The sequence below is a fragment of the Vibrio tapetis subsp. tapetis genome (genome assembly GCF_900233005.1).
GTDB classification, from domain to species: domain Bacteria; phylum Pseudomonadota; class Gammaproteobacteria; order Enterobacterales; family Vibrionaceae; genus Vibrio; species Vibrio tapetis.
In genome coordinates this window covers 982,163-1,008,852 of the sequence record NZ_LT960612.1, presented here as the reverse complement: position 1 = coordinate 1,008,852, position 26,690 = coordinate 982,163, and the positions used below count along the sequence as shown (strand labels likewise).

The window sequence follows — 26,690 nt, the reverse complement described above, 5'->3', positions numbered from 1 at the left end:
TCAGTTATTCAGATAAGATCCCGCCAATCGATCTTAGCTTTCTGTATAACGTGTTACGGCTAATACCTAATATGCGTGACGTCTTACTGATATTTCTCTTATTTGCGAGATAGGTTTGCAATACGTTTTCTTCCACTGTGGTTTTTAAGTTCACTTCATCGGTATGTGCAGCGCCAGTAGAAGGCTCTTTTGCAGGGTTAAGGCCTGGCTCTCCTAAAATATCCTCAGCAAGATGAGTAGGGATATGTTCAAACATCAGAACCGATTCGTCGGAAGACAGTAAACTCGCGACCTTAATTACGTTGTCGAGTTCTCGAACGTTGCCCGGCCATGAATATTGCTCAAGTTTTTTCATTAAGCTTGGGGATATTCTTTGTTGTTGCTGCTGATGTTTTTTGTGAATAGCTTCAATTAGTGCCCGCTTATCTTGCCTCTGGTTTAAGCTTGGTAAAGTAAAAATCAAACCGTTTAAGCGATAGTAAAGATCTTCCCTAAACGCACCTTGTTTAACCAATTCAGGTAAATTTTTATGCGTAGCCGCAATGATTTGACAATCTACGGTAAAGGTTTGATTCGACCCCACCGGCGCGACAACTTTGTCTTGCAGTACATGCAGCAAACGGCATTGGGCGTCGAGCGGCATGTCTGCTATTTCATCTAAAAACAGAATCCCTTTATCGGCTTGGCGGATCTTTCCTTGGTAGCCTTTTGCATTTGCGCCCGTAAATGCGCCTGGCGCATAGCCAAACAGTTCGGTCTCAATCAGATCTTTAGGCAACGACCCGCAATTAACCGCAACCAATGGCGATGATTTTCTCAGGCTTTGCTTGTGCAGTGCTTTTACGAACTCGCCTTTTCCAACCCCTGTTTCACCGAGGATCAATAAGCTTACTCCTTTATCAATCACTCGGTTTGCTTGTTGCCACGACTGTTCTATTTGGGCGTCTCCAAAATGCAAATCGCAACTGGTTTGCAATGTCCGCTTTTTCGTCACGTGTGTCGCCCCAAGAACTTTCTTTTCAAACACAAAGGGGGTGTCCACTCTTCTGTTTTTAAATAATTCATCAATGGAGACACCTAATACTGAGGACTGCTCCAGTAGCTGACACGCGACTCGGTTCTGCGCCAATATTTGACCTGATTCATCGGCAATCAATGTGCCTTGCCATCCACTGTTCAATAATGATTTCTCGCAAGCAAGATCAACTCGAATAGAACCGTTAGGAATGTAGTTAAGTAACTGATTTTCAATAAGCTGAACCATATTTTGTACCAGAACTTGAACGGACAGTTCATGTTCTAACTGCTCACTCGTCACATCCAACACACCTAACATGTGCCCTTGATGATCAAAGATCGGGCTCGCAGAGCAACTGATAAAACGATGCTGATGTATGAAATGCTGTTCGCCCAATATACTCACAGGCTTAGCTTCTACTATGGCGGTTCCAATTGCATTGGTTCCTTTGAGTTGCTCTTGCCAGCAAGAACCGGTACTGAGCGCAATAGCCGTCAGTTTTTCGCGAAAGGTCTCTTGCCCCCAACTCGCCAGGATCACCCCTTCTATATCCGTTAAGATCAAACGGCTATCGGTTCTAGCAAACATTTGATTAAACAGAGGTAAAGCTAAGTGCTCAACCGCTTTAATGAGGTTGGTCGACTGATAACACCTCTGTTTCAGAAGTGATGAAGACAGGCGAATGTCTTCAGGCAAGCAACGACGCTTTAGCCCAGCCTCGCTGCTTCGATCCCAAGATGTCGTTAGCCAGTTGTTAGATTGCACGTTTCGTAATTGCATAACTGCTCCATATTGTCACAGTTCAAGTGTGCCACTTTGGAACACTTGAACATGGATGAACAACAAGTACTGCTAGTCGCCATCAGCCTCTGACAAAACTTACCATTTTGTAATCATATATTTACATTTTATTAACATCAATCTTTTCATCTTGGCCTGTGACTTGCGTTATTCCCTATGTCTTTGGAACAAGACGTTATGTGCGTTTTAAACAAATTACTTAAACATATTCGATAACAACGACTCGTTCAGGGGATCACTCTGATACCAATGAGCTTGGGATTCAAAAAAGGAAGGAATTCAACATGATTTATGCGCAACCAGGTAAAGACAACGCCGTGATTAATTTCAAATCTCACTACGATAACTACATTGGTGGGGAATGGGTAAAACCAAGCGGTGGAGAATACTTTAGCAATAGCTCTCCGGTTAATGGCGAAGCATTTTGCCAAGTTGCGCGCTCAACTGAAGCTGATATTGAACTGGCATTAGACGCAGCTCATGCCGTTCGCGCTAGTTGGGCCGCAACCAGCGTGACTGAGCGCTCTAACATCTTGTTAAAAATTGCCGACCGTATTGAAGAAAACCTAGAAGAGCTCGCCGTAGCAGAAACATGGGAAAACGGGAAACCAGTAAGAGAAACACTGGCCGCTGACTTACCTCTAGTCGTTGATCACTTCCGTTATTTCGCAGGTTGTATTCGTGCCCAAGAGGGCAGCGCAGCAGAGCTAGACGTAAATACCGCAAGCTATCACTTCCCTGAACCCGTTGGCGTGGTCGGGCAAATTATTCCATGGAACTTCCCTATGCTCATGGCCGCATGGAAACTCGCTCCGGCGCTTGCCGCTGGCTGCTGTGTTGTTCTGAAACCTGCTGAGCAAACGCCTGTCTCTATTTTAGTTCTAATGGAAAAAATCGGCGATCTGATTCCTGCAGGCGTACTCAATGTGGTCAATGGTTTTGGTAGTGAAGCTGGCCAAGCTCTCGCCACCAGCAACCGTATTGCTAAACTGGCCTTTACGGGTTCGACTGAGATTGGTCACCACATCCTGAAATGCGCGGCAGAAAGTTTAATTCCATCTACCGTTGAACTTGGTGGTAAATCACCAAACATCTACTTCCCAGACGTATTTGATCATGAAGACGAATACCTGAGTAAATGTATTGAAGGCATGTTACTGGCATTCTTTAACCAAGGAGAGGTATGCACTTGCCCATCTCGCGTTTTGGTTCATGAGTCCATTTACGATAAGTTTATCGCTAAGGTCATAGAACGTGCGCAAACCATCAAACAAGGTAACCCGTTAGATACTGAAACCCAAGTTGGGGCTCAAGCTTCTAAAGAGCAGTTTGATAAGATCTTAAGCTACCTAGAAATCGGACGTAAAGAAGGAGCAAAAGTACTGACTGGTGGTGAAGTTGCACAACAACCTGAAGAGCTTGGCAGTGGTTTCTACATTCAACCAACCGTGCTTGAAGGCAACAACAAGATGCGCGTTTTCCAAGAAGAAATTTTTGGCCCCGTTATCGCCGTCACTACTTTTAAAGATGAAGCAGAAGCGCTCGCCATTGCCAATGATACCGAATACGGATTAGGCGCAGGGCTGTGGACTCGAGATGCTAACCTTGCTTATCGTATGGGCCGCAATATTGAAGCGGGCCGAATCTGGATAAACTGTTACCACGCCTACCCTGCACACGCCGCATTTGGCGGGTACAAAAAATCAGGTATCGGCCGAGAAACCCACAAAATGATGTTAGATCATTATCAAAATACTAAAAACCTATTAATCAGCTACGACGTCAACCCGCTAGGCTTCTTCTAGTAAAGATAAACTAGATAGGCAACGCAAATCAAAACAGGCATCTTAAATCGGTGCCTGTTTCTTTTGGCAAATTGAGAAATTGAGTGTCACTACGAAAGGGATGTTTACATTAAGTTCGTAATTTTACCGCAGTTCCGAAAGCCATGATTTCTGATGAACCATCCGTTATTGCACTCGTTGAAAACCGAATACCCACTATCGCGTCGGCTCCCAAATCGGTAGCGTCAGATACAAGTCGTTGAATAGCAGTATCCCTCGCCTCTCCAAGCATTTCCGTATACCCTTTTAATTCACCACCTACGATACTTTTCAAACCAGCCATAATGTCTCGACCAACATGCTTTGATTGAACTACATTTCCGGTGACCACACCGAGAATTGCTTCAATTTCACGATTTGGAATATTTTCTGTCGTAGTAAAAATCATCTTTTTTCCTTTTGAACGGTTTGTTGAGTTACTTCTTTAATTTACTCTATAGGTCACTGGGCATAAAGTAGCGCTTTGCACGACTTAACCCCCAGCCTAAACTTACCCTTTTACTTTCTTCTAGCGACAAGTGCTCTGCTTGGCGTGAATTCTTGATGATGGCAATTTTTGTCAGTGTCGTTACTATGTGATCTTTGCTGCTGGCTATTCAAACAATGGAATGGCCTTTGTTTAGAGAGTGATTAAATGTCGCAACACACCATCAAGTTCATTGCCGCCGACATGGATGGCACATTATTAGACGAACACAGCCAACTCAACCCTGAATTCTTCGAGATTTACCCAAAACTGAAGCAACAAGGCATCATCTTCGCCGCCGCTTCTGGGCGTCAATATCATAGTTTGCTAGAGACATTTTCACCGCTCAAAGACGAGATGATGTTTATTGCAGAATAACGGCACCTTAGTCATGCACCAAGGTAAAGAACTGTACAGCTGTGAGCTAGAAAAAAGTGCTATTTATGACATCGTCGAACAAGCCCGACTCGTTAAAGGCGCTCATATTGTCTTGTGTGGTAAGAAGTCTGCATACATTGAAACGCAAGATCCGCAAGCATTAGCCGAAATATCTAAGTATTACCACCGCCGCCAATACGTAGAAGACTTGATCTCGGTAGACGACGATTTCATTAAAGTGGCCATTTGTCATTTTGAGGGTTCAGCTGAACACGTACACCCAAGCATTAATGAAAAATTCGGGCAAATCCATCAAGTAGTGATCAGCGCCAAGATCTGGCTCGATGTCATGAACGCTGAAGCGTCAAAAGGGGCAGCCATTAAACATTTGCAAACATCGTTGGGGTTTGATTATGAGCACACCATGAGCTTTGGCGATTACTTCAATGATGTAGAGATGCTAAAAGCGAGTTACCACTCCTATGCGATGGAAAACGCACACGAAGGCGTTAAACAACATGCGCGCTTTGGTGCTCCAAGTAATCGCGATGCTGGCGTTTTTCAGGTTATAAAGACATTAATTGAGTAGATAGTCTGCCATCGAGCACCAAAATCAAAGCGCAAAGATCAAAGCAGCAGCAATCGACGCTGCTTTGATGCCGCGACTCTTTTACTAACCGCTAAATACTAGTTGCTAGTTGCTAGTTGCTAGTTAGCATTTTTCATAATCAGAGCCAGCTTTTGGCCAAATGCTTGATATAACGCCATCCCTTGGGCAAGCGATGCCTCATCAGACTGGCAAAGCGCCAACGCTTGGTGAATGTGCTCTACGCTTTCTGGGTAATAGCGTATCGCTACCTCACCGCACTGATTTAAGTCAACATACCAACTGCGATCTTGCTCTGCGATCAAGTAATAAGCCGTTCGCAAGATCTTCTTAGCGATGATTTTTCCTCGTTGATCGGACGTCGACTCAAAGGCATCGCAATGGATGCTATTCACCCATGATTCCAAATCAGAATTCAATGCGAACGCAATCTTGATGTTTGGCTTAAGAAGTGTAAATTCTTTCGACAAATCGTCACCCCAGATGCAACAGCAGCAGTGTTTAAGCCAGAATTGCCAACGGTACTTCTCTTGGGGCTGGAGCACTTCCATTTTATGCCCTGGATCCAAATCGAGTTTAGTGATGATGGAATATTGCTCTGGAATGCGTGCAGAAATCACAGCAAGCTTTCGTTTATTTTCGTCGGTCAACGGGCGAAGAAATACCACGGAGATATCCATATCAGAACGATTTTTTACCGCCGTTCCACGAGCAATACTGCCATACAGATAAATACTATGGATTTCCCCCGTAAATTCCGCCAATAACGTCTTGATCACGGCACCTAGTACGCCCTTAAATTCGGTTTGAATATGCTCGACAGAGCAAGTATTCGCAATGTATCCGTGTTGATCCAACCCTTTATTAATGCATTCTACGTTCATCCTAGCCCTCCACCATAGACCGTCGTTTATTCCTTTAGACATATAACAACAATAACCAAGAACCTTCGTCCTCATTAACCAAGAGCAATTAATACATTGATAATAATAGAGATATTATTGTTTTTTCTAATTTACGGCACATAACTAGTTTTAACAAGCGTACTTTATACCCACTAAATTTCTAATTCATCATTGACAAAAGACCATCGGTCTCTTAAATTAACAATAAGAGACCACTGGACACTTACAATAATGAACTGGCAAAGAGCAAGAACCGACGAAACCAAACACCAAAGACGAGAAGCCATCACGCAGGCTGCTTTCACGCTTTTTAAACAAAACGGCTATGACGGCGTCAGCTTTAATAATATTGCTGCGGAAGCAGGGTTCACGAAATCAAATATGTACCGTTATTTCAGCTCGAAAGACGAAATATTCTTATCCATATTCGCAGAGCTTTTTAATGATTGGTTTACAGACTGTATGACAAGTTTAAAAACATTAACGACCAATGCAGAGCCAGAAACTTTCGCATCTCATTGGGTTAATACTCTGGTTGCACATCCAAGGTTTTTAGATCTAACCCCCTTGATGTTCACCTCACTTGAAAAAAACAGCGCCTATGATCAACTGCTTGAATTTAAGCGATTATCCATGGCACTGCTTTTCCAACTGGCCGAAGAGATCACAAGAATCTACCCAAAAATAGCAGGAGAAAAGGCGTTTAAATTCTTAACTCTGAGTTATGCAGACACCGCAAACTCTTGGGCAGCAGGCTCCCACAATGAAGCACTTTTAAAAATTTATCAGCTTGAAGAATTTCAAGCCCTCAGACCAGACTTTAAGCGAGATCTTACAAGCTCGATTGAGGTCATTATCAAAGGCTTAACCGCCGACTAACACCGCATCACTCATAAACAAAGGAATATCAACATGGCACATTACACGGAAAAAACCATCACAGTTAACTTACCCGCCGACAAAATTTGGCAGGTGCTAGACGATTTCAGCAGCGTCGAGCGTTTCGCCGCAACCATTCAATCTTCTCCTATCATTGGCGACATTACATCAGGGCTTGGAACCAAGCGAAAGTGCACCTTTCATGATGGATCTAGCCTCGTTGAAGAAATCATCGAATACCGACAAAACGAAAAGATCGCACTGCGACTTTCAGATTACACGCTGCCACTAAAAAGCATGCAAGCTGAAATAAAAGTGACAGCCATCGATGACAAGCAAAGTGAATTATTCATGAGCACGGAATTTGAAGTAAAAGCTGGACCGTTAGGCTGGTTATTGGGGCAATTTTTAATGCGACCAATGATGAAAAGTGTGTTTAAAAATCAACTCGCAGGCTTGGCTTACCACTGCGCTACGGGTAGACAAATTGATAAAAAAATGCCAGCTAAAGAAGAACTTACCGATTGGGTTATCGGTTAAGTCTTTGACCCGTAGAAATGCCAGTAGAGTCTGGCATACCTATTTGTCACAAGACAACCCACAGACAAATGGATCGATAAAATAAGCCGATAGCATGCAAAACAACGTATCCATTCCTAGCAATTTTAATCGCATGATGATGCCAAAAATAGTGGTTGCTTCATCCGTTACAATCCATTAGTGTAAAAATTCATCACCAAAAAGAGTCACCTATGAACGTTCAACCTCTACAACTCTGGCTACTCCTCCTTATGCCCATCAGTCGGTAGAGTGACTCCTACCCGGCTGTGAGTGAACAGCCGGACTTCGTTTATCTCACAGCCTTGAACCCAGTAAAATAAATACATTCAAGGAAGTAATAAATGAACGACACAACGGCAACCTCACAAGAATCATCCGATTATCGAACAGGGATCATCTACGCCTTGATCGGCACCATGCTGTTTTCCATCAAACCGGTACTGGTCAAGCTCGCCTATGCCGCAGGTGGTGACGCTACAACGATAATGAGTCTTCGCGCCGCGTCGTCCCTCCCCCTCTATGTCGCAATTTTGCTTTGGCTGTGTAAAGACATAGGCCACCGAAACAAACTGCAACAATACGGTTGGCAAGCTGCACTTGTTGGTATTTTAGGCTACTACTTTGCCTCATTACTCGATATTTTGGCGCTTGAATACATCTCAGCACAATTAGAGCGACTGTTGATCTTCTTGTTTCCTTCTTTCGTGGTATTCATTAGTTGGATAGTCATGAAAGAAACACCACGGAAAGGTACGTTCGCGTCTATTTCGCTTGGTTATGCGGGTGTTGCCATGATCGTGTTGCATGATTTCAGCTCATTTGGTTATCAGGTGTGGCTAGGGAGCATTATGGCGATTGGCTCTGCGTTAGTGTTTGCCGTTTACCTTGTGCTGAGCAAAAAAGTCATCGGCAATATAGGGCCGCAATTATTTACCAGCGTTGGAATGGGCAGTGCCGGTATAGTGATCATGGCTCAATACCAAATAAAAGGCGTGCAATTTACCGACATGTCTACTGAGTTAATTTGGATGGGCATCGCAATCGGTCTGTTCTGTACGGTATTGCCTTCCTACTTTGTCGCAGCGGCGATGGCACGTTTAACGCCATCCGTGTTAAGTCTAACGAGCAACATAGGGCCTGCGGTCACCGCCTTATTTGCCATCACCCTGCTGGGTGAAGCTTTCACCATCTGGCATGGGCTCGGCATGGCTCTGGTGGTGTATTCAGTGGTGAACATTAATAAAAAGGCCTAAAACAACAAAACCCACCAGCATCGGTGGGTTTTGTGTCTTTTCTGTTCGTCTACATTTTACTGCGTATTCTTAGTACTTAACCTGATAGTTCAACGTATAGGTTCGGCCACGGCCTTTATAATCGTATGCTGCCGCGTCATAGTGAGCAGCGTAAACGATTTGAGCACGCTGACCCCAAATGGTGGTGTAATCTTGATTAAACAAGTTTTGAATACCGAAACCTAAACTGCCCACAGGTAATTGGTAACTTCCGACCAAGTCGAAAACCGTATAGCCATCCAATTTTTTCTTAGCGGCATCTTCATAACTGAACATCGTCTGGCTTTGTAACTTGACGGCAAGATCTGAATCAGACCAACCAGCCCACGCACTCGCTTTTGACGTACTTGCCTTGCCTGCTGTGAAATCTTCCCAGCCGCTATCCCCTTTGACTTCAGAAATAACGTAATGACCCGATGCCCCCACCTGAATGTTATTATTCACCCAGTAAGACGCCATAGCCTCTACGCCGTAAACGCGTTTCTTAGCGTCAATTTCTTTAATAAGTAATGTATTTTTATCGTACTCTACAGACTTATCAGATTGAGAGTAATAAGCCGCGGACTGCACACTTAAATCACCAGAATCAAGACGGTAACCCAGCTCGAAACTGTTGGTTTTAATGCCCGACATCTTCGAGTCTTTTACGTTGATGCTGTCGTTGAGTTTCCAATGATCGCCAACGAGCGTGTAACTCCCTTGGCCATAGTATTTGGCCGGATCCGCAAGATCAAAACCTTGGGAGAAATTAGCCCACACTTGTGAATCACTATTCAAATGATAAATCGTGCCTAAGTTAAATAAACCAACGCTATAGCTGGTCTCACCACCGGGAACGGCGTCTGCGGTTTTTCCACTTCCCTTTGCGATGTTCTTCTGTTGCGTATAACCGACAAAGTCATCGATCTTATTCGTCATGTATTGGTAGCGAACCCCACCTTCAACAGACCAATCATCTGTAAGCGCGTAATCAGCTTGAATAAAGCTAGCAACGGAACTCACGCTAATACCTGGATAGCGCCCAGTTTTCGCATAGATCCTGTTGGTTAAATTACCGGAGTTATTGGCAATTGTTGGATCATAAAGCGCTTGATTGCTATCAAGGTTGTCTTGATACGCATCCACACCGTAAACGATGCTTAACTTATCAAAGTTTTTAGCAAGCGCTGCTTTTAACGAAATGACATCGGTAATTTGCTGACCAGAAGATTGGAAATAAGGTGTGTAAGTTTGGTCTTCTTTACGATAAGACGCTTCGGCAATCAGTTGGTGTCCAAGGAACTCTTCATCCACGTATGACGCACTCAGCATGATTCGCTCTGTTCCGTGTTCACGATCGGAATCAAACCCTTTACGAACATCCACAAAGTTACGACCCACAATATAAAGCCCATATGGAGAATCTTGTTGGCTGTCGTAGTATTGCGCCAAAAAGCTCAGCTTTTTCGTATCCGAAACATTAACGCCGACCGTCGTCAGGAAATCAACGGTTTTGTTAAATTGCAGCGAACCTTGCGAAATATCAGGGGTAACAATGGTGCCATTGGCATCAAAGAAACCTTGGTTTTCGGTATACACAATCGATGTACGCGCTTGAACACGCTCGTTGCCACCCGCAATCGACTGACCGATTTTATAGTCCAGATCTTCGCTGGAGTTAAACCCAGACGTACCACCAACAAATGACTCAAACTCTAAATCATCGCTTTGTGCTTTTTTGGTAATGATATTAATCACACCACCAGACGCACCTGCACCGTAAATAGAGGTCGCGCCGGACAAGACTTCAACACGCTCAATGTTAAATGGGTCAATTGAATCTAAATGACGGCTAATTTGGCGAGATGATTGCAGTGACACACCATCAATCATAACCAACATTTTTCGACCACGTAAGTTCTGGCCGTAGTTGGTGCGTCCACCGCTGCTAATGTCCAAAGACGGGATCGTTGCAGCAAGAATTTCTCCCAATGACTTGCCACCACGGTATTCTTGTTCGATTTTTTCAGAGTCGATGTACCAGACTGTGCCAGGTATATCACTGATGGCTTTAGGAGTTCGGCTAGAGACGACCACCATTTTGTCTTCAGATACCGACTCTTGCGCTTGAGCTGTGAATACAGTGCTTACTGCGGCAACGGCGAGGGCAACAGTGGATAGCTTGAAACGTCCTTTTTCGGTTTTCATTTTATTCTCTATATTGATCAATAAAAGGCGGCACAACACCATTTGATTGTGCTCTAACTTTAAATACCTACCCCATTAGCGTGCGAGGCACCTCGTCAATGGTTTGGATATCGCTCTGAGAGACTTTGCTTTAATCTTATTCTAAATAAGAATCATTATTATTGCTTTTTCGTATCGAAAAAACAATATGAAAATACAGTTTTATTTTATAAAGCCAGAGTTATAGATTTTGGAGCGGTATTCGAAGAGGGCTATATGATAATAAACAATTGTTTATAAAGAATTAATTTAAAGGTACGTGATGTTCTTTAAAAGAAAGTAAATCAACGAATGATCTTGGAGAGAAAGAAAGCAGCCTGATTTCGGCTGCTTCTAGCGCTTGACTGACTAAGACTAATTTAACTTTTCAGCAATACTATTAATGAGGCTCTCACGTTGTTGCTGTGAAATATTCATCACATCCTTATAGGTGCGTTTCATCACTCGGATGTCATTTTCGAGCAACTCTGCCAATTTGGTTGCAGCGGCTTGATTATCGCCATCAAACACCAATTCCATGATGTCTAACCGACGTTGGCAAGAACGACTCACCGACGACTGAATGTGCATTGAAACTAAGTCCGTCGCTTTTCTAAGGCGATTTTGCTGCTGCATCACACCCAATAGGAATCGGTTTCCCGAACAGCTTGCCAGAAGTTCATGGAAGTCGGCGCTCAAGCTAAACAGTTGACTTGCAGTAACGGACTCCGGCTCGGCTATTGCCTTTATGTGCCTATCTCGACAATGTTCAAGTTTGACGAGATCTAGCTTCCAAGTGGGCTCTAGTAAGCCTGCGGGCTCAAAGATTAACCGACATCGGTAACTCTCTGCGTGTCTTTCCTGTGTGTTCAACACACCGTCGAGTTGCCACTTGTAGCCTGGACTGCGGCGAAAAATGGCATCGCTTTCTAACAGACGCAATACACTCTGTATTTCCCCTCGATTAGCTTGATAACGTTGTTGTAGGTCTTTTTCAGAAAATGACGCACCAAGTTCTCCAAAAAATAGATCCATCAGCACGCGTAGATACAACTGCTCTTGGCGAGCTTGCTCATTACTGCCGCCACTTTCAATGTTGATGTCGGCAGCATTAACCTGCAAAACAAAGCCTTTATACGGAACGGCCTTACAAATACCCTGTGCAGATAAGTGAGTTAACATCGCTCGTAACGGTGTTCTAGACACTTCAAATTCTTGCGCTAATGAGGACTCGTTCAAGCTGCTTCCGGCGCTGGCATTTTCTGCTTTCAGCCTGGCAACAACCTTGAATAACAGATCTTGTTGAAGTTGGGTAATTGCGGTCATGTCCATGAAATTCTTAAATATAGTTATTGCTCTTAACCCCATGGTAAACACAAACGCTGTGCATTGCTATACATTGTGTTTTTGCCATGAAAACACAATAAACGCAGGTATCAATACAACGATCGCCAAGGCTTAACGCCTCATGAGGTATAAGAAGTAACCGCCACCGATCAACGATGCCAATAACCCTGCTGGGAATTGCCAAGGAAACCACAAGGTTCGACCAATCCAGTCTGCCGCGACTATGATGATGGCTCCTAACAAGGCGGCTGTGAGCATTTGCGGAATGGCTCGATATTGATGAAGTGAGCGGGCTATATGAGGAGCTAACAAGCCAATAAAACTCAGAGGGCCGATAACAATAGTACACAATGTGGTGAGCGCTGCGACTAACAAAAGCAACACCAAACGCACCGCGGTGGTGTTCATGCCAATGCTGGTCGTTGTAACGTCACCTAATCCAATAAGCTCAATCCAGCGGTGTAAAGACAGGGCGAGCGCCCCCACAATGGTAACGCCTATCGCCAACAAGACCACATCTTGGTTAGCCACTAAGTAAGTTGAACCAGAGAGCCAAGTCAACAACGCGGTCGCATTGTCATTTCCCGAACTCATTACAATTCGAAGCACAGCGTCTAAGCCAGCGCTCAATGCGATACCGGTTAACAAGGTTTGTGTCGGGGCGAAATTGTGTTTCCTGCCCATTAACCACACCAACGCGGTGACCACCACCGCGCCACACGTGCCGAGCAACATTTGCTGCTCTCGGCCAACAGCTGTGCCAAACATGGTGCCCAGAACCAAGGCCAACGCAGCACCAGAGCTAATCCCTAAAATTTCTGGGCTTGCCATTGGGTTATTTGAAATTCGTTGAATGATTGTGCCTGCAAACGCAAGCCCCACACCGGCGAGCAACGCGACCATGACGCGTGGTATACGCAAGTCAAATAAATGCTGGTTAAGATCCAGACTCCATCCGTATTGATTCTTGCCCAACGTCACGGCAAGGACAGACACAACCCCAAGCAGTGCTGACATAGCAATAAGTACTTTGGGTGCATCAACACATTTGTATTGCTCTGTGTGCTCCGTGCGACTTTTTAAATCTGAATGCAGCTTTGTTCTTTGGAGCAACCACAAGAGGAATGGCGCCCCTAGCAGTGCGGTCATTGCTCCGGTCGGTAACAGCTCACCCCCAACACCGGAAAATGGCTGAATCACCAAATCGACCAGCAATAGCATTAGGCTGCCTACACAACCACTGATCATGATTTGTTTCGCCAAAGTTCGCGCGCCCAACATCCTAGCAATGGCTGGCGCAACAATACCAACAAAGCCAATCAAACCCACTTCACTGACCACGGCGGCGGTAATAAAAATAGCCAATGATAAACACAACAGTTTCACTTGTTTAATATTGACGCCAAGTGACGTGGCGACGTTATCACCAAACTGTAACGCCGCTAACGGACGCTGCAGCACCAGCAGTAAAGCTGTAGGAACAAAAACCAACGGCAGTAAAACCTGAGTACTCGACCAATCATTCTGGTTCAGAGCCCCCGCCCCCCAAACAAAGAGGCTAGTTAAGCGTTGTTCATGCAGCATAAGCAACATGGTATTTAACGACCCCAAAAATAAGCTAACCACCATGCCTGCAAGCACCATGTGTAAAGGAGAAAAACCTCTTGCCGAACTCAAGACAAAGACCAAGCCGGTAGCAAGGCAGCCTCCAATAAAAGCAGGAACAAACCCGGGAATAATCACGTTGGCAGGCAACAATAGAATGCCCAATACCATGCCAAGCTCGGCCCCGGCAGAAACGCCCAAGGTCGTCGGTGATGCAATAGGGTTACGCAGTACGAACTGCATCACACACCCGGCTACCGCTAATGCAAAGCCACAAATTAAGGCCACGGTCAGCCTAGGTAAATAGGTTAACTGAGTAATGAGATGTTGATAATTTGACCCGTCGAAATGAAAAAGGGTATCCCAAATGAGCCCAATCCCTTGAGAGTAAGGTGCCGTAATATGAAGTAATGAGCCGATGACCAAAACAGCAGCGCATAATAGCGCTGCTGTTTTTAAATTGACCCGCCCAGATGATGGGATTGAGAGCGATGAGGTTGTCATTATTATTTTGTGATTTGTCCGGTAAGTTGTTGTGCTATGTGATCACTGAATCTTTGCGCAGCGATAAGTCCACCAAAAGTCCAAATAGCAGGAAGCTCATAGACCGAGTCCGTACGAGTAAACTCCATAAGCTGCCATAATGGTGACTGAGTCAACTGCTCACGTTGTTCATCTTTAAGGGGGCCAAAAATCATCACGTTTGTCTGTTGGTGCTCCGCCAACTTCTCGGTTCCAGCGGCGCTAAAGCCCCATAAATTTGTTGGTTCTTGCCAGTCATTTTTAAGCCCCATAATATCAACAGTGGCTTGAGCTAAGGAGCCTTGGCTGTGAATACGCAGAGTTTTATCATTAATAAAACGGGCAAACAACAGTGGTTTGTTGGACGTTTCTGATGCTCGCACTTTCGCGCCATTGTCTTTCAGGCGCTGATTGGTTAGTGCAATCACTTGTTCGGCTTGCTTCTCTTTGTTGAACAGTTTACCTAACGATAAAGTGACTGATTTGGCTGATTCTAACGGCTGTTTCTTTTCACTGTAGATACTAAACACCAGAACAGGAGCAATGCTGTTTAGTTGATTATATGCAGCCGCCATATGGGCGCTAATTAAGATTACATCTGGCTTAAGCTCTGTCAGCAATTCAAGATTTGGCTCACGTCGAGAACCCACATCGATGACGCCAGCATCGAGCGCAGGCTCAACAACCCATTGTTGATAACCTTTTGCGTCTGCAACGCCCTCAAGTTCAACCCCAAGGCTCAACACGGTTTCGGTGAGAGCCCAGTCTAACGCCACCACTTTTTGTGGCGTCGTATCGAAAGAAACCGTGCCCATTTCATGTGTTACCTCAAGCGCATAAGCATTGAAAGTGAACACGGCACACAGCGCCGTAATAAGCTTATTCACAACAAATTCCTTTTGATTTAAGAGTGTGGATTTAGGAGATGTAGCTAATCGGTTGCCCAGTTTTGGGGTGCTCAAATAGAGCGAGTTCCATACCGTAGATTTGCATCAGCGTGTCGGGGGTCATCATTTCTTTCGGGGTGCCAGAGGCAATCACATTTCCGGAATGAAGCGCAACCAACTGATCGCTGAATTTGGCGGCCATGTTGACATCATGAAGCACCATGATGACCGTTAAGCCTAGTGACTGATTGAGATCTCGGATTAATGCTAACAATTCGTGTTGGTGAGCCACATCCAATGCGGAAGTCGGCTCATCAAGCAAAATGCATTGGCTTTGTTGAGCCAGTAACATCGCAACCCAAGCTCTTTGTCTTTCACCGCCCGACAAAGTTGCGACAAATCGATTCGCGAACGCGCTTAGGCCTACTTTTTCAATGGCGTCATCGACAATGGCGTAATCATTTTTACTGTAACGCCCAAAAGCCCCTTTCCAAGGATACCGACCAAAGCACGCCAACTCTCTAACCGTCACACCATCAGTGATGGGTGGGTGTTGTGGCAAGTAAGCAACACGATGCGCAAACTCAAGATGACTGTACGAAGAAACTAACTGATTATCGAAGAATACTTGGCCTTGAGTCGGCGTATTTTGTCGACTTAACAGCTTAACCAATGTGGATTTCCCACAGCCATTATGACCCAGTAAGGTCGTTATCTGGTTTGGTTCAAACGTCAGGTTCGTCGGAGCAAGAATCGTCTTGCCGTCGATATCGAAAGATGTATTGGTAAGCTGGTACATATCAAATATGAAGTTGAGTTATCGGCTAATAGACGTTAATGTTACCACATTAAAATTATAATGATAATAATTCACATAATCAATAAGCTTATCATTACCCTAAAATAATCATAAATGAGCTTTCTTACACTTTGTAGCACCCACAACCTATGTCAGTTATAAAAAATAAACGGTTTCACTTAATCGCCATCAGCCTGGTTTCCGCATTGATGGGAATCGGCCAAAACGGCCTACTGATCTCTTTGCCTTTTCTTGTTGAACATTCGGCATTCAGTTTGCCCACTTGGTCAATTTTCATCGCGATAGGCAGCGTGCTGTTTTTACCATCAGCCCCCTTATGGGGGCGCTATAGTGACAAGCATGGCCCCAAAAAGGTGATCATTCAGGCTCTTATTGGCATGGCGGTCAGCTTTTCATTGCTGTGCTGGTTTGCGATCACCAGTAAAAATGGCGAAGCTTCTTACTTTCTATGCTTCATAGGGCTAATCGTTGCTCGAATTATCTATGGCTGCACGGTTTCGGGGATGGTTCCTGCAAGCCAGCATTGGGCGATCCTTCTTTGTGGTGATAAAGCCCGTATTCAAGCAATTACGTCAATCAGTATCGGCTTAAGTGCTGGTCGCTTAGTTGGGCCAATCATTTCTCTCTTGGCACTCAAGATCTCGCCGTTCGCACCTTTGATCATTATGATCCTGCTGCCCTGTATTGCGTTAGCCACCACACTATTATTGCCCGCACCTAACAAGAACGGTGCACCTCAAGATCAAACGTTGCCAACACCTTGGCTTCCCCAAAGAACGCTAGCGCCTTTCTTAATGAGTGGTCTATTGCTGTGCGCCGCAATCGCCTTACTTCAGTACAGTTTTTCTCCACTGATTTTAGCGGTAACGAGCTGGTCTACGGGACAATTAAGCAACGGCATTGGCCTATTGCTGACGATAAGTGCAGCGTGTACGTTCATCACTCAGGCTTTGGTGATAAAAAAGAAGAAGTTAACGCCCTTTGTTATGTATCGCTTTGGTGGGATATTTTTGGTCGTAGGATTTGCGCTTTTCTTGTTACCTAGCATCTGGGGGTTTGGAATTGCGATGGCTGTGACCTCTGTTGGCGCAGCGCTACTTGTTCCCGCCTACACATCATCGGCAACGGAAAAACATAACGATGCTCCAGCTACCGTCGCCGGTTACATTTCTATGTCTCATACCATAGGATATGGACTAGCATCACTGCTGGCATTTACGTCAACGCTTAGCCCACTTTACCCTATCTACCTATGCATCGCGTTTTCTGTTCTCATTCTTGCTACTGGCTACTTATCAGAAAATACCGAAACAACCAAAACAAGCGGGCTGCCTTAACGTTTATTGTCTGGGTGCCGTGGGCAGTCTAAGCACAACTTCCTGCCGTTACATTTAATCACCAAACAGCAACTCGTTCGCACTAGGCTGAGCTGCTTTGATTCTTCGTTGTAAGTCAAAGAAGCCATCAGCTTTTCTGGTAAGTTGCAGGCAATCAACCATTGTTTAGCTTGTTCAAACAGATAGTCTTTGGGTAAGTTGGAAGAAAATTGGCTCAATTTAACCAGACAGCCGAGTATCCCGTCAGCGATAAGATGACGAGTAAAGCCCGGCCGAATCCGAACCCACTCACTCATCTCTTTTTGGTAATATTCGAACAGAATACCGAGCTCCCGACCAGCTTGTAAGATCAGTTCTTGTTCACTACCTTGCGTGTAGTGATCAGAGTCAAACTGATATCCGGCTACAAAGTTAGGATGAACCTGCTGACCCATTGTAGAAAGTGGTGGTAGGCCCCGACACGCATAGATCGCAATGAATGCTACATAGACGGGTTGCCAGCAAAGCAAAGTCCATGTCCGAGTGAGCCAGTATGGCGCCCCTGCTTCCGGGTGAGAACGCTTCAAACTTTCATAAAGCTCACGAATGCATTCGGAACTAGGAAGATCAACGTGGATAGTGGATCCGGCTAACGTCTCATTAGGTGAGAAATTAATGGCCCCTTTCAAGTACGGAGTCACTTGTACTGAGTGCTCAAAAAGGTGCTCATAAAACGGTTGCCCACTCATTGTGTTCATTCTTATTCTGATCAATTCGTGGTGAGAGCATAAATAAACCCACCCTCACTTACAAATGATTCTCATTTTCTTTGCTGTTTTTTTGAGAAGGAGGAGAACTTAGCAATATTGTCTGATCGGAATGCTACGTCCCAATCTGCCACTTCCTTTTTAATACTGGCGCACAATGAACCCTATCGGCATTCTTGTGCGACCATGTTTAACCACGCTTAGATCGATAGATGCGTTTCAAATCCACATCATTTGGGCTCTTAAATCAAAGCCACATTGGATTATTTATGATTAAGCCAAATGACACCAAAAGCAAACAACTGGCATAAAAACAATTCAAACCCTTGGCATATTGCGGGCTACTACTGATTTTTGATAACCAAAAACCCATCTTAATCCATAGCAGATGCATCGAAACATTCAGTAACGCAAGCCAGAGCACTAAAACAAAAACCCCTTGGTTTCCAAAGGTATCCTGAGCCTGCTCACTAAAAAGCGAAAACATCAGCAAGACCATTAACCAGCCTTTGCTATTCAGTAATTGCACAAATACACCATCGACGAAACCAAACACTTTTTGCTCACTTTCTGACGTTTTATTCGCACTTTTTAAGAAGGAGACAGCCATATAAATAAGATAGCTTGCGCCAAGAAACTGCATCACATTCATGACATTTGGGTAACCTTGAAGAACTTGTCCTAATCCAAACCCAATGAGTAACGACTTGATTATAAAGACAAGATCCACTCCGAATAAAAGCGGTAATGATTGTCGAACGCCGACTCTCGCGCCGGATGCTGCAAAAATGATATTGGCAGGGCCTGGGCTAAAAACCAGTGGGAACATAACCCCTAACCAAACAAAAAATAGACTCATACTTTCTCTCCTCTAACATGTTGAAAGAAGAATAATTCATCGTATTTTAAGTCTCTTGTACAAAATTGAAATTAACGAGAAAGGTAGTTTGTGGGAGTGATGCCAAAAGCCCGTTTGAAGTTTCTGTTGAAGTGACTTTGATCGTAAAACCCACAAGTAAGCGATGTTTCTACACAGCTGTTTCCCTTGGCTAACAAGTATTTCGCTTTCTGAGCCTTAACCAAAAGAAGAAACTGATGGGGCGTGATCCCATAGGCAAGTTTGAAGGCTCTGATTAATTGAAACTTCGACCGGCCAGTTTCTCCTTCTAACTCTTCTAACGAAACATTCAACTGCCAGTTATCAAGCAGATACTCTTTGGTTTGAAGCGCACTTTTGTCGTCGTGACTTCTTGAACATCGGCTCGCTTTTACTGAGCCATAACGGGTAAACAATTTTTCGAGTACGACGGCCAGCAATGAATCTTTGGTCAGATTAAAGCTGCTATTTTCAAGCGCCATGTGAAGCTGCTTAAGCTCGGAAAATAAATTGATATCATCTATTACTGGTTTATCTATAATCGGATCAACTGGAATTCCGGACTGCTCAAATTGTTGGTAAATCGTATGCAAATCAAAATAAAACATACGATAACGCCAGCCTTCATGACAACTTACGTAACCCGTATGAATCTCTGAAGGGTTGATAGCAATAATGTGATTTTTCGGCACGACAATGTCCCGACCACGATAAAGTAACCCTTCGGCGCCTTCCTCGATCAAACCAATTGCCAGTTCATCATGCCAATGCTTGGCAAATTCAAATTTGTTGTAACTGGCAGACAACAATTCAATCCCTGAAAAGTGCTCGCTTTTCCATATTTTTGCTGATTCCACTTACGATCCTTTTAAGTAGATTGTCTTATCCTAAGTCACTCAATACAGGTCGGGACTAACACTTGGTGCATTTTTGCAAATCCTTTGAGTGATAGTGTTACCCCATCATTACTAGCATCCCCTAACAATTCAATATTAAGCTGACTACCAGTTTGGAACTGTTTGAGGTGCTCATCTGGCACTGTCGCCCAATGAGTCGATCCCTTAATCCAGACATCCATTGTAAACGAGGCATTCGAATCGATTTGTGCTTTTACCTCATAGCCAAGTTCATCACGACTGACAGAATGGAAAAACAACAGATTGACCCCCTCGGTGGTACAACGAAGTGCAATAGTTTCGGTATGATCTGATTGACTAGGCTCCGCAACCCCAAGCATAACCGTATTTTTTCCGTCAAAGCTCTTCGCTTCAAAGCGCTGCCAGTCTTGATACTCTGCAACCAACTCTAATTTAGCTGCACTTGAGAAACTAACCAAAGCACAGCTCATGATAATTAATGATTTTTTAAACATAGTCACTATTGGCCCTCTTATCGTACGCCCATCTTCAATAAAACAAGAGCACTAGGAAGGCTGAATTAATTCATGTGGTGAATCATAACGTTCAAGTCTAACAATGCAAATAATTATCATTTAATTTGTTTTTTAGTTAATGCTCAAATGCTAATATTTGATGTACTTAATTCATTACCATTCACTTTCTAAAGTCAGACATAGCCTCACAATAACAATAGGAAGTACATACAAAGGACGTATTATGGCAATTCCTGAGAACACAATGATCAGTAAACTCACTGAAAATGCTTATTTTTCTGATACTCATCACGTGAATATCCATTACGAAGGTCAATCGGCGTTAGAGCTTTACATGCGAATGGCACAAGAAACCCCAAGCTGGGTCAATAGGCTGATGACATTGCGAAATCAGATTGTTTCTAGACTTGGGCTAAAACATCTCGGAAAAATGGCTGACTTTAGTGTCGATAAACCAAGCAATGAATATCAAGTTGGAGATCAACTCGGGATCTTTTCCATCTACTCACTCAATCATGAAGAAGTGATCCTCGAAGACAGGGACAAGCACTTAGACGTAAGACTCTCGTTTTTCATTGACCCGAACGGAGACACCGCCACTCTTCATGCAAGCAGCGTTGTTCATGTAAAGAACACCTTTGGTAAAGTGTATATGTTCTTTGTGGCCCCTGTGCATAAGCTCATTGTGCCTGCGACGTTAAAAAGGCTACCACAAGGTTAGTTTCATCGCTTCTTGTTACCCTCTGTATTCGCCAATAAGTTCATCACGCAAACATTACCAACGATACGACCTCAATAGTATTTCGAGAAACGAGCGACATCAGATAAGCACCGCATATTGGCAAATTCACATATCTGAGCCATAGTTAATGTTATCAGATCTTAGAGGTAAACCGTTGATGTTTGGAGCGCGCCAATTCTTTGCGGTAGCTTTCGCATTCAGTCCATTTGCACTTTTTGCGAACGATACCGCTATTGAACCTTGGTTAAATGAATTCTACCCGTCAACCTTATCTAGAGAAGAACAAAGACAAGAATTACGCTGGTTTGCCAAAGCAGCAGAACCCTTTAAAGGACTAGAAATCAGAGTCACTTCAGAGCGTATTACCACTCATTGGTATGAGGCCAGCGTGTTGGCCAAATCCTTCTATGACATAACGGGAATAAAAGTAATCCATGAACTAACGGGTGAAGACGATGTTCTTAAGAAACTCGAGGCTCAACAAATTACCAAACAAAATCTATACGATGCTTACATCAACGACAGCGATTTAATTGGGACTCACTTTCGCTCAGAAAACGTCGTTTCCTTAACTCAATTTATGGCGAATGAAGGCAAATCTGTCACCTCACCGACGCTAGATCTCGACGACTTTATCGGCCTAAAATTTACTACCGCTCCAGATGGTGAGCTCTACCAACTTCCGGATCAACAATTTGCGAACCTTTATTGGTATCGTCACGACTGGTTTAGCCGCAAAGATTTTCAAGATAGGTTTAGAGAAATCTACGGTTACGAACTCGGTGTACCTCAAAACTGGCAGGCCTATGAAGACATCGCCGCCTTTTTTTCAGAAGACATTGCCGAGATCGACGGACAACGGATTTATGGCCATATGGACTATGCCAAAACCGACCCATCTCTCGGTTGGCGATTGTCCGATGCATGGTTATCAATGGCAGGTGTTGGCGACAAAGGGCTACCCAATGGCGTTCCCGTTGATGAATGGGGGATCAGAGTCACTGGTTGCCGACCTTCTGGAGCCAGCATTTCTAGAGGTGGAGCACTCAACAGCCCAGCCGCTGTCTACGCTATTGATAAGTATATTGAATGGTTACAATACGCCCCAGAAGAAGCCGTTACTCTAAACTTTAGCCAAGCAGGCGAATGGCCCGCGAAAGGCGTGATTGCTCAGCAAATTTTTTGGTATACCGCGTTTGTTTCTGATTTAACTCACCCTAGCCTACCTGTTGTGAATCTCGACGGAACGCCAAAATGGCGCGTTGCCCCCTCTCCTTTGGGAAAATATTGGCAAAAAGGAATGAAATCTGGATATCAAGATACGGGCGCGTGGACACTCCTCAAAAACACGCCACTAAAACGACAGCAAGCGGCCTGGCTTTATGCTCAATTCGTCGTATCAAAAACGGTCTCACTGCGTAAAACGCTAGTTGGCCTAACTCCGATCAGAAAATCAGATATTGATTCGGTATTTATGACTGAACAGGCTCCTTTTCTAGGCGGCCTAGTGGAATTTTATCGAAGCTCAGGCCGAGATATCTGGACACCAACCGGCACAAACGTACCCGATTATCCGGGGCTTTCGAATATGTGGTGGCAACACATTTCAAAAATAATCGAAGGGGGCGTCACCACACAAGATGGGTTAGACAATTTTGCCTATGATGTCGACAATCACTTACTGTCATTATCCATCAGCAATTCACACTCATGCAGCCCAAAGCTTAATGAAATAAGGGGAGCTGAATACTGGTTAAACCAGCCAGGTTCACCAAAACCACGCAATGATAAAGCCGTAAAAGGCATCACCAAGACATTCGAGGAATCTATCAATGCTTGGCGTTAATTGGAAAGCCCTCACCCTTCTGCTTACCATGATTGTATATCCTTGTAGCGGCGCGACGACGATCCAAGTACTCACCTATGAAGCCCCTCCTTTTGCCATAAAAAAGGGCGATGCGATCACTGGCCTCTTGGTGGATATTGTTCATGAAATGTTCAGCCGAACCAACATCAACTACGAACTTAAGTTTGTGCCATTAAAGCGAGCCTTGTTGTCGGTAGAGCGTAATAACACCCAGTGCATCATTCCCCTTGCCCGCTCTCAAGAGAGAGAAGCACGCTTTCAATGGATAAGTCCTGTGTTGGTGTCGCGTTTTGGTTTGTTTGCGCACCCGGATAACAATATTGAAATCAAAACAATGGAAGACGCGAAACCGTATGTCGTAGGCAGTTACCGAGGGGCGGGCATTAGTGAATACTTGATTAGTCATGGCTTTCAAGTAGAAATGTCTTCAACCAATCAACAAAGCTTTTGGAAGTTACAGAAGAATAGAATAGAGCTATGGGCATCTGAGCTCATCAACGCTGAACACTACATGCTCACTGACCAACTGATGCTAAAGCCTAAGTTAGTATTTTATACTTCACTCGGCGGCTTAGCCTGTAATCTTAAGATTAGTGAACACAAAATACTACGATTGAAACTTGCAATGATCAGCATGCATCGAGATGGCTTTATGGCCAATTTATACCAAAGATATGGCCTTGAACTCTAGTTAACAGGCAACATCGAGTAGGGTGAGGCGTCTCCGCCTCATCCCTCTCACAGAACCGTACGTACGGACCTCGTATACGGCTCATGCACATTTCCATTCAGCATAATGGCTGAACACATATCCTGTCCTAACGTGTTCAAGATTCACTAATCCAAGGTCGTTAAACCATTGATTTGGCATCGAGTAACTGGCTAATGGACTCGCAGCATTTCTCCAACTATCCATACAGATATACCTGAATGACCCTTCGTAACCTAGCTGTCTTAGCCTGCGGTGGAGTCGGGTCGGTTTTTTCCATAATCGTAATTGGACGCTGCGAAGTCTTCGCCTTAACCACGCGGCCAGTTTCTTAAACTCCCTGTTGGCATTCGCTATTCGAAAGTACTGGCTGAACCCTCTCAGAAGTGGATTCAGTTGTTTAATGACTTCTAACAATGGCTTACCGCCATTGCGTCTTGTCACTCGCTTCAACTTTCCTTTGAACGTCGACATTTTCTTTGGCTGAATACGGCTATAATGGCTACCGATTTCTATTCCAAGGAATTTCACACCTTCGCCGCTGTGCGCTATGTGTGATTTGGTTTCGTTCACCGTTAACTTGAGCTGTTTTTCCAGGACCTTCGTTGCCTGTACTTGCGCATTTTCTGCACCTTTACGGCTGCGACAGAAGATCAGTATGTCGTCGGCATAACGGACTATTCGATGTCCTCGCTTTCGCATCTCTTGATCAAACGCATCCAGATAGATGTTCGCTATCAGTGGGCTTATTACTCCACCTTGCGGACTACCTATCTCGGTATGCTGCCACTCTCCATCAACTATTACGCCACTTTTCAGGAACTGTTTGATGAGCTCCAGTACGCTACTGTCTGTGACTCGTTTCTTAATGCTTTTTAGAATAAGCTCATGATCGAGCTTATCGAAGCACTTCGATAAGTCCATATCTACGACGTGTTGCATTCCGTATCGACGGATGAACATCGTCGCTTTGTTTATAGCATCGTGACAACTTCGATTCGGTCTATACCCAAAGCTGGATGGGTGAAACTGCTCTTCGAAGATTGGGGTTAATAGATCATTTAGAGCTTGTTGGACAACTCTATCCCGTACTGTTGGGATCCCAAGTAATCGCACCCCACCATCATCTTTCGGTATTTCTACCCGTCTGACGGGTTGAGGGGTGTATCGCTTGGTTTTGAGTTCCAGAAGAAGTTGATCTAGGTTATCACTCAGATTTTGGGCGTAGTCGCTTAGGCTCTGCCTATCTATTCCGGCCGCGCCTTTCGCTTTCCACACTTTTTTAAATCCTTTATAGAGTCGCTCTTTGTGGAGCAAGTGACCATATAAACTGTAGTAAACTCTCAACTTTTTCCTTTAGATTGTGTGCCGTGTGGGGACAAATGCTCTCTCACAGTGTTGGTGTATTTCACTCCACTCTCTAGCCTTCTAGCTCAATGGCAATTTACTAGAGTGAGTCAGAGTTACTCCCTTGTACGGTTTCTCGCTTCAGTGCTTTGCTTTCACAAAGACCGAGACGGAATACCTCGATAGCTAATCAACTTGTATACCACTGAAAAAAAAAACATCTGCTCATCACAGACTTAAAATGTACTTCATCCCTTCGCAACACCAGATTGCTTTTGGCAAAATGTTGTCCCATCAGACGTGTTACTGATGGTCAGCTCAGTTTTATCCTCCACACCATTACTGGGCTTCACCGGCCGAGCTTTACTCACTACTACGGATTCATCTGCCACCTCGCACCAACATAGATCTTGGCTCTCGCCTTGAGTTTATGCTTCCGACGTTTGCTCGGATGTGGTGTCAGGCTTCCCCAGTTACTGCACTGGCTCCCTGTTAACAATGCCACCCTCAAGCACAATCTAGGTCTGATTGAGTATCGGGCTTCACGCTATTTTGCACGCTTACCCACCTAAATTGCCGAATCAGGTTCACTTTCGTTGTGTACTGTTAACTTCCTATCGCTTCCTTCAAACCCTGCCGTTGACCAGCAACGCCCTTGCGATTCGGATTATCTTCCCCTCAATCAGGGTGATTTAGGCTTCTTTCAGCCTAATGGGTTTGCCAGCTTCGCTGGGCAAACAAAAAAGCGAGCCATTTACTCGCCTTTTACTCATGATTAAAGAGAAACTCACTACTTTTGAGCAACACCCATTAATACAGTCTGTGCTCCGTGTTCCATCTCTACGCTAAATGGTGTATTCACATCCACAGCACTAAATAATGCTCCATCAAGGGCTTTCTTAGCACGTTTGACTGTTAGGCCACCCGCTTTGTCATTTTCAGCAAGCCAATCCCAGTGAACAAACAGCCCACCTTCATTAAGCAGCGAGTTTGCTACCTTGGCAATTTCATCGAAGTTGTCAACGAAACCACATACGGAAGAGGCAACAATCAAATCAAACTGACTGCGGAACGCAGGATGATACGCCACAAGGCCCCGGCTTAGGCTATCGACGACCGGTTCTACGTTAGGCAGTTCTTTTGCGTCTAGCTGCTCAATCATTTGCTCTGACGTATCCAGCGCTACGATTTCTTTCACTATCGGTGATAATTGTTGAGCCAGCAATCCGGTGCCACACCCAAAATCGAGAACTTTTAATCCTTTCAAACTAACAAGTTTGTTTAACTCATTAAATGCACGCTCTGCGAATACCGCGGTGGCAGGGTTCTGCTCCCACGTTTCTGCGTAGTCGCCCCACTCATTGGACATGACTGTCTCCCAATACATCCAAACCTCAAACTGGCATTAGAGTAAACCAAAGCTCAAACTTATACACTCAGGTTACTAAAAAATTATGACAATTTCGGGCGTTAGGTCTAATTTGTAGCCCACATTGCTTATTTATCCAACATCTTTAAGTCGCATTATCGAAATC

Annotated in this window: 22 protein-coding genes and 1 pseudogene; 9 read left to right on the top strand and 14 right to left on the bottom strand. The window is 44.4% G+C overall.

All coding sequences use genetic code 11. The features are described 5' to 3' along the window. Window positions 1–4 precede the first annotated feature (4 nt). Window positions 5–1,798: a sigma-54-dependent Fis family transcriptional regulator gene (locus VTAP4600_RS21550; protein ID WP_102524804.1), complete on the bottom strand. Its 1,794-nt coding sequence runs from the start codon at window positions 1,796–1,798 to the stop codon at window positions 5–7. A gap of 305 nt (window positions 1,799–2,103) precedes the next feature. On the opposite strand from VTAP4600_RS21550, the gene exaC reads away from it, so the two are divergent. Continuing rightward, window positions 2,104–3,624 (top strand): acetaldehyde dehydrogenase ExaC, encoded by a 1,521-nt coding sequence (gene exaC, locus VTAP4600_RS21545; RefSeq protein ID WP_102524803.1) that lies wholly within the window; start codon window positions 2,104–2,106, stop codon window positions 3,622–3,624. Window positions 3,625–3,733: 109 nt separating this feature from the next. Here exaC and VTAP4600_RS21540 read toward each other — a convergent pair whose 3' ends face one another. Beyond that, on the bottom strand, window positions 3,734–4,051 hold the full coding sequence (locus tag VTAP4600_RS21540; protein ID WP_102524802.1) for a heavy metal-binding domain-containing protein: 318 nt from the start codon (window positions 4,049–4,051) through the stop codon (window positions 3,734–3,736). 246 nt (window positions 4,052–4,297) lie between these two features. Between VTAP4600_RS21540 and VTAP4600_RS21535 the strand changes: the two are divergent. Next, window positions 4,298–5,096, top strand: a pseudogene (locus tag VTAP4600_RS21535) (Cof-type HAD-IIB family hydrolase). Window positions 5,097–5,215: 119 nt separating this feature from the next. Here the strand turns inward: VTAP4600_RS21535 and VTAP4600_RS21530 are convergent. Beyond that, window positions 5,216–5,998, bottom strand: coding sequence for a nucleotidyltransferase domain-containing protein (locus VTAP4600_RS21530; RefSeq protein ID WP_172443202.1), 783 nt, complete (start codon window positions 5,996–5,998; stop codon window positions 5,216–5,218). A 252-nt stretch (window positions 5,999–6,250) separates the two neighbouring features. On the opposite strand from VTAP4600_RS21530, the gene VTAP4600_RS21525 reads away from it, so the two are divergent. The 3 genes from VTAP4600_RS21525 (at window position 6,251) to VTAP4600_RS21515 (ending at window position 8,712) form a co-directional block, all read left to right on the top strand. Then, window positions 6,251–6,898: a TetR/AcrR family transcriptional regulator gene (locus tag VTAP4600_RS21525; RefSeq protein WP_102524800.1), complete on the top strand. Its 648-nt coding sequence runs from the start codon at window positions 6,251–6,253 to the stop codon at window positions 6,896–6,898. A gap of 33 nt (window positions 6,899–6,931) precedes the next feature. Beyond that, complete coding sequence (locus VTAP4600_RS21520) at window positions 6,932–7,438, top strand: SRPBCC family protein (protein WP_102524799.1); 507 nt, start codon at window positions 6,932–6,934, stop codon at window positions 7,436–7,438. A gap of 362 nt (window positions 7,439–7,800) precedes the next feature. Further along, window positions 7,801–8,712 (top strand): DMT family transporter, encoded by a 912-nt coding sequence (locus VTAP4600_RS21515; protein WP_102524798.1) that lies wholly within the window; start codon window positions 7,801–7,803, stop codon window positions 8,710–8,712. Between the two features lie 69 nt (window positions 8,713–8,781). Here VTAP4600_RS21515 and VTAP4600_RS21510 read toward each other — a convergent pair whose 3' ends face one another. From VTAP4600_RS21510 to VTAP4600_RS21490, 5 genes are all read right to left on the bottom strand, one after another. Continuing rightward, window positions 8,782–10,938 (bottom strand): TonB-dependent receptor, encoded by a 2,157-nt coding sequence (locus VTAP4600_RS21510; RefSeq protein WP_102524797.1) that lies wholly within the window; start codon window positions 10,936–10,938, stop codon window positions 8,782–8,784. 393 nt (window positions 10,939–11,331) lie between these two features. Further along, window positions 11,332–12,288 carry a GntR family transcriptional regulator gene (locus tag VTAP4600_RS21505; RefSeq protein WP_102524796.1) on the bottom strand — a complete coding sequence of 319 codons (957 nt, stop codon included), beginning with the start codon at window positions 12,286–12,288 and terminating at the stop codon, window positions 11,332–11,334. Window positions 12,289–12,414: 126 nt separating this feature from the next. Further along, the gene (fhuB, locus tag VTAP4600_RS21500; protein ID WP_102524795.1) at window positions 12,415–14,412 is read right to left on the bottom strand and encodes a Fe(3+)-hydroxamate ABC transporter permease FhuB; all 1,998 of its coding nucleotides are present in this window, start codon (window positions 14,410–14,412) and stop codon (window positions 12,415–12,417) included. 2 nt (window positions 14,413–14,414) lie between these two features. Beyond that, window positions 14,415–15,317, bottom strand: coding sequence for an iron-siderophore ABC transporter substrate-binding protein (locus VTAP4600_RS21495; RefSeq protein WP_415239690.1), 903 nt, complete (start codon window positions 15,315–15,317; stop codon window positions 14,415–14,417). A gap of 31 nt (window positions 15,318–15,348) precedes the next feature. Next, the gene (locus tag VTAP4600_RS21490) at window positions 15,349–16,116 is read right to left on the bottom strand and encodes an ABC transporter ATP-binding protein (protein ID WP_102524794.1); all 768 of its coding nucleotides are present in this window, start codon (window positions 16,114–16,116) and stop codon (window positions 15,349–15,351) included. A gap of 149 nt (window positions 16,117–16,265) precedes the next feature. On the opposite strand from VTAP4600_RS21490, the gene VTAP4600_RS21485 reads away from it, so the two are divergent. Beyond that, window positions 16,266–17,474, top strand: a complete 1,209-nt coding sequence (locus VTAP4600_RS21485) for an MFS transporter (protein WP_102524793.1) — start codon at window positions 16,266–16,268, stop codon at window positions 17,472–17,474. Here VTAP4600_RS21485 and VTAP4600_RS21480 read toward each other — a convergent pair. From VTAP4600_RS21480 to VTAP4600_RS21465, 4 genes are all read right to left on the bottom strand, one after another. Further along, window positions 17,471–18,202: a siderophore ferric iron reductase gene (locus VTAP4600_RS21480; protein ID WP_102524792.1), complete on the bottom strand. Its 732-nt coding sequence runs from the start codon at window positions 18,200–18,202 to the stop codon at window positions 17,471–17,473. The genes VTAP4600_RS21485 and VTAP4600_RS21480 overlap by 4 nt on opposite strands. A gap of 265 nt (window positions 18,203–18,467) precedes the next feature. Then, a complete protein-coding gene (locus tag VTAP4600_RS21475; protein ID WP_102524791.1) occupies window positions 18,468–19,079 on the bottom strand; it encodes a LysE family translocator in 612 nt (203 codons plus the stop codon). A 71-nt stretch (window positions 19,080–19,150) separates the two neighbouring features. Then, a complete protein-coding gene (locus VTAP4600_RS21470; RefSeq protein WP_102524790.1) occupies window positions 19,151–19,954 on the bottom strand; it encodes a helix-turn-helix transcriptional regulator in 804 nt (267 codons plus the stop codon). Between the two features lie 35 nt (window positions 19,955–19,989). Further along, on the bottom strand, window positions 19,990–20,469 hold the full coding sequence (locus VTAP4600_RS21465; protein ID WP_231897927.1) for a hypothetical protein: 480 nt from the start codon (window positions 20,467–20,469) through the stop codon (window positions 19,990–19,992). A 244-nt stretch (window positions 20,470–20,713) separates the two neighbouring features. On the opposite strand from VTAP4600_RS21465, the gene VTAP4600_RS21460 reads away from it, so the two are divergent. The 3 genes from VTAP4600_RS21460 to VTAP4600_RS21450 all read left to right on the top strand — a co-directional run bounded on the left by VTAP4600_RS21460 (window position 20,714) and on the right by VTAP4600_RS21450 (window position 23,790). After that, the gene (locus VTAP4600_RS21460; RefSeq protein WP_102524789.1) at window positions 20,714–21,211 is read left to right on the top strand and encodes a DUF2867 domain-containing protein; all 498 of its coding nucleotides are present in this window, start codon (window positions 20,714–20,716) and stop codon (window positions 21,209–21,211) included. Window positions 21,212–21,389: 178 nt separating this feature from the next. Further along, the gene (locus VTAP4600_RS21455; protein WP_172443201.1) at window positions 21,390–23,078 is read left to right on the top strand and encodes an ABC transporter substrate-binding protein; all 1,689 of its coding nucleotides are present in this window, start codon (window positions 21,390–21,392) and stop codon (window positions 23,076–23,078) included. Beyond that, a complete protein-coding gene (locus VTAP4600_RS21450; RefSeq protein WP_102524787.1) occupies window positions 23,065–23,790 on the top strand; it encodes a substrate-binding periplasmic protein in 726 nt (241 codons plus the stop codon). Before VTAP4600_RS21455 ends, VTAP4600_RS21450 begins: the two co-directional genes overlap by 14 nt. Before the next feature lie 81 nt (window positions 23,791–23,871). Here VTAP4600_RS21450 and ltrA read toward each other — a convergent pair whose 3' ends face one another. Together ltrA and VTAP4600_RS21440 are read right to left on the bottom strand one after the other, a co-directional pair. Next, the gene (ltrA, locus tag VTAP4600_RS21445) at window positions 23,872–25,155 is read right to left on the bottom strand and encodes a group II intron reverse transcriptase/maturase (protein ID WP_102524786.1); all 1,284 of its coding nucleotides are present in this window, start codon (window positions 25,153–25,155) and stop codon (window positions 23,872–23,874) included. Window positions 25,156–25,945: 790 nt separating this feature from the next. Beyond that, complete coding sequence (locus tag VTAP4600_RS21440; RefSeq protein WP_102524785.1) at window positions 25,946–26,524, bottom strand: class I SAM-dependent DNA methyltransferase; 579 nt, start codon at window positions 26,522–26,524, stop codon at window positions 25,946–25,948. Window positions 26,525–26,690: the final 166 nt, after the last annotated feature.

What these genes read in the sequence shown, in the direction of transcription:
- VTAP4600_RS21550 (WP_102524804.1), bottom strand. Translation starts at nt 1,798, where the DNA reads ATGCAATTACGAAACGTGCAATCTAACAACTGGCTAACGACATCTTGG.
- exaC (WP_102524803.1), top strand. Translation starts at nt 2,104, where the DNA reads ATGATTTATGCGCAACCAGGTAAAGACAACGCCGTGATTAATTTCAAA.
- VTAP4600_RS21540 (WP_102524802.1), bottom strand. Translation starts at nt 4,051, where the DNA reads ATGATTTTTACTACGACAGAAAATATTCCAAATCGTGAAATTGAAGCA.
- VTAP4600_RS21530 (WP_172443202.1), bottom strand. Translation starts at nt 5,998, where the DNA reads ATGAACGTAGAATGCATTAATAAAGGGTTGGATCAACACGGATACATT.
- VTAP4600_RS21525 (WP_102524800.1), top strand. Translation starts at nt 6,251, where the DNA reads ATGAACTGGCAAAGAGCAAGAACCGACGAAACCAAACACCAAAGACGA.
- VTAP4600_RS21520 (WP_102524799.1), top strand. Translation starts at nt 6,932, where the DNA reads ATGGCACATTACACGGAAAAAACCATCACAGTTAACTTACCCGCCGAC.
- VTAP4600_RS21515 (WP_102524798.1), top strand. Translation starts at nt 7,801, where the DNA reads ATGAACGACACAACGGCAACCTCACAAGAATCATCCGATTATCGAACA.
- VTAP4600_RS21510 (WP_102524797.1), bottom strand. Translation starts at nt 10,938, where the DNA reads ATGAAAACCGAAAAAGGACGTTTCAAGCTATCCACTGTTGCCCTCGCC.
- VTAP4600_RS21505 (WP_102524796.1), bottom strand. Translation starts at nt 12,288, where the DNA reads ATGGACATGACCGCAATTACCCAACTTCAACAAGATCTGTTATTCAAG.
- fhuB (WP_102524795.1), bottom strand. Translation starts at nt 14,412, where the DNA reads ATGACAACCTCATCGCTCTCAATCCCATCATCTGGGCGGGTCAATTTA.
- VTAP4600_RS21490 (WP_102524794.1), bottom strand. Translation starts at nt 16,116, where the DNA reads ATGTACCAGCTTACCAATACATCTTTCGATATCGACGGCAAGACGATT.
- VTAP4600_RS21485 (WP_102524793.1), top strand. Translation starts at nt 16,266, where the DNA reads ATGTCAGTTATAAAAAATAAACGGTTTCACTTAATCGCCATCAGCCTG.
- VTAP4600_RS21480 (WP_102524792.1), bottom strand. Translation starts at nt 18,202, where the DNA reads ATGAGTGGGCAACCGTTTTATGAGCACCTTTTTGAGCACTCAGTACAA.
- VTAP4600_RS21475 (WP_102524791.1), bottom strand. Translation starts at nt 19,079, where the DNA reads ATGAGTCTATTTTTTGTTTGGTTAGGGGTTATGTTCCCACTGGTTTTT.
- VTAP4600_RS21465 (WP_231897927.1), bottom strand. Translation starts at nt 20,469, where the DNA reads ATGTTTAAAAAATCATTAATTATCATGAGCTGTGCTTTGGTTAGTTTC.
- VTAP4600_RS21460 (WP_102524789.1), top strand. Translation starts at nt 20,714, where the DNA reads ATGGCAATTCCTGAGAACACAATGATCAGTAAACTCACTGAAAATGCT.
- VTAP4600_RS21455 (WP_172443201.1), top strand. Translation starts at nt 21,390, where the DNA reads ATGTTTGGAGCGCGCCAATTCTTTGCGGTAGCTTTCGCATTCAGTCCA.
- VTAP4600_RS21450 (WP_102524787.1), top strand. Translation starts at nt 23,065, where the DNA reads ATGCTTGGCGTTAATTGGAAAGCCCTCACCCTTCTGCTTACCATGATT.
- VTAP4600_RS21440 (WP_102524785.1), bottom strand. Translation starts at nt 26,524, where the DNA reads ATGTCCAATGAGTGGGGCGACTACGCAGAAACGTGGGAGCAGAACCCT.